The sequence below is a fragment of the Streptococcus sp. k-378 genome, assembly GCF_013277505.1.
GTDB lineage: Bacteria > Bacillota > Bacilli > Lactobacillales > Streptococcaceae > Streptococcus > Streptococcus pseudopneumoniae.
On record NZ_VMNC01000005.1, the window covers coordinates 1 to 2688 of the forward strand.

The 2688-nt window shown below is 39.0% G+C and carries 1 protein-coding gene and 2 pseudogenes; all 3 read right to left on the reverse strand.

Features of this window, described 5'->3' with window-relative positions; translation table 11 throughout:
* Window positions 1–602: 602 nt before the first annotated feature.
* Complete coding sequence (locus tag HT719_RS00415) at window positions 603–1271, reverse strand: aquaporin (RefSeq protein ID WP_172927874.1); 669 nt, start codon at window positions 1269–1271, stop codon at window positions 603–605.
* A 109-nt stretch (window positions 1272–1380) separates the two neighbouring features.
* Window positions 1381–2172: pseudogene (locus tag HT719_RS00420) on the reverse strand (DUF2785 domain-containing protein).
* 234 nt (window positions 2173–2406) lie between these two features.
* Window positions 2407–2688, reverse strand: a pseudogene (locus HT719_RS00425) (IS630 family transposase); the annotation flags it as partial.

Consider the following 2688-nt stretch of genomic DNA (forward strand, 5'->3'; position numbering starts at 1 on the left):
GATGAATCTCTTAGGAGTTGTTCAATTTTTTGTGTTTCTTCGTTTGTAAGTTTCATAACTACTATTATAAGATGTTTTTTGATTTTAGTCCAGTATCAGCGCTCATGAGACCTCACGGGATAAGTCCTACATCTTTCCTCGTTTATACAAGATATGAGGACGTTAAAAGGTTAGAGTGAAAATAGGAAATCTGACGCAGAGTCTTTAGACTCTAGAAAGATTTATCTTTTTCACACAAACCTTAGTCCGAATTCAATTACTCTCGTGATTTACGCATATGGGTTACGACTACCTTTTTGGACTTTAGAGTTTCTGGCCCCCTTATCCGCTATATACGCCTTACTATCACCTTCCTGTTCGTAGAGCCACGATTTCGCTATCCCTTCCTCTGACGATTCTTATTTCCAGTGTCAGACTTAAAACGGTCTATCCCCAGACCGTTTTAATCCGCTACCTCACGATAGTCAGGCTTGGGAATCGCTATTGGGTTCACCGGTAGCAGGTGCCCACCGAGGACTTACACCTCAGATGCACGACATGCCCGTCGTACTACGAAAAAGCCCTGTTCCTCGAGATGAGGAGCAAGGCTTTTTGAGTTTCAATTATTCTTCTGTTCCAAGGAAGTTTTTAGCAACAAGGGCTGCAAGAACTCCACCAACGATTGGCGCAAGGATGAAAATCCAAACTTGTTGGAGGGCTGCGCCACCTACCAAAACAGCTGGTGCCAAGCTACGGGCTGGATTTACTGAAAGCCCAGTAATGTTCAAGCCCACAAGAATCATCGCCATCAATGACAAACCGATTACCAAACCAGCAATCGCGCCATTGCCCTTGCTTGCTGATGTCACAGTCATGATAACCAATACAAACAAGAAAGTTGCGATGACTTCAAACAAGAAACCACCAAAGATAGTGACACCGTTTGCCAAGGCATTTTCACCAAGGCTAGCAGTTGACATACCCGAGTTAGCCAAGAGGAAGAAGACTGCGCCAGAAGCGATGAAAGCTCCAACAACCTGACCAAGTATGTAGTTTACAAGTTCTGAAGATGACAAACGTTTGTTTACAAACATAGCAATCGAAACAGCCGGGTTCAAGTGAGCACCTGAAACAGTTCCGATTGAGTAGGCTGCCACCACGATTGCCAAACCAAAGGCAAAGGCGATTCCAAGGTGACCTAGGCCATCAAGACCATTTCCAAAAACAACAGCTCCTGTCCCGACGAATACAAGCATAAACGTACCGACTAACTCAGCAACAAATTTTTTCATTTTCTTTCTCCTTTTTTCAAAAACTAGATACTAGTCTATCAAAAGTAGGAAAGGGTTTCAAGAAAATTGATTGGAAATTTTTTGAAAATCATAGAACTACTAGCAATACCTAATATTGAAAAGATTGAATAGCTTCTTTCAAGTCATCTTGTAAACTATTTCTCTGGTCAAGTTGGACATAGACTTCCAACAGACAGGATCTGAAGTTGGAAAATTTATAAAAATCTTCCCTTTCTTCTATCGGAAAGTCAACAGCTTTTATCCAAGAAGCTACTTGCTCTTGCGCTAACTTCCCTTGTAAAATAGGTTCATAGATCACTCTTGCTAAACGCCAATCCTCATCATCTGTAAAGCGAATCTAAACTCTTTTAAATAGTTGTCCAAGTATATCAAATACTTCATGAACTCTGTTTTTAGGAAAGTTGGGATGACAAACCACCTCTGTCAGTAAATCGGCTCCATGTGCAAAAGCATGAACCCAACCATACTGACTTGAAAAACCCGTTGTATCCTTTTCTTTTGAAAGATAATACAAACCTTGATTTAAAAGGACATTACGAATTCCTGCATTTAATTCCTGATAAAAAATCGATTGCTGGTTGGCATCTGCAGACAAGAGATTTGCATAAATAAGCGCCCTAAAAGAACGTTCAAGGGTTGACAGGCCTACCTTATCAATATCTTTATCTAACCCTCCATCAGATGAAATCCCTTCAGCAATGAAATGAAATTGTTCCTGTGTAAATAGCTCTTCCTGAATCCCTCTAGCAAAGCTTGTAAAAACAAGGTCATCACGAATTTCTGGAGAAGGATCTCCCAAATAATCAAGTAGCCACTGGATTTCTTCCTGGTTATAACTTGGTTTTTCTTCTGCTATTTTTCTAAGTAACTTTTGATACATGGTCAATACCTCTACATTTCTAGCAACTGTTCAAAAAGCTGTCCTTAAATGACTTTAGCAATTTGTAAAATTAAGTTAAAGAGAAAAAGACATTTATATTCAGAGAAACAGCACATTTCTGAAAGGATACATAAATGATTTATTCCATATTACCACAAATGAACTTGTAATGATAGAACTTTATCACAAAAATCACATTTCTGTCTCAAAAATTGCGAAAAACTAGTTATATAGTCATTTAGTTTTAAAAAAGCGTTCCAAACATTCAAAAATAGTTGGGACTTCCCTTAATAAATCTGTTACTTTCTTTTTCAAGATAGCCCAAGCTTGCTCAATAGGATTCAAATCTGGTGAATAAGGCGGTAGAGGTAAGAAAAAGTGTTTATCTTGGATGCAGAGTTCATCCAAAATGTTCTTGGGATCAAAACTAGCATTGTCCATGATAATAACATGAGGTGTCTTCAAAGCAGGCAGGAGTTGCGTTTTGAACCACTCCACAAAGAAATCGCTTGTCAT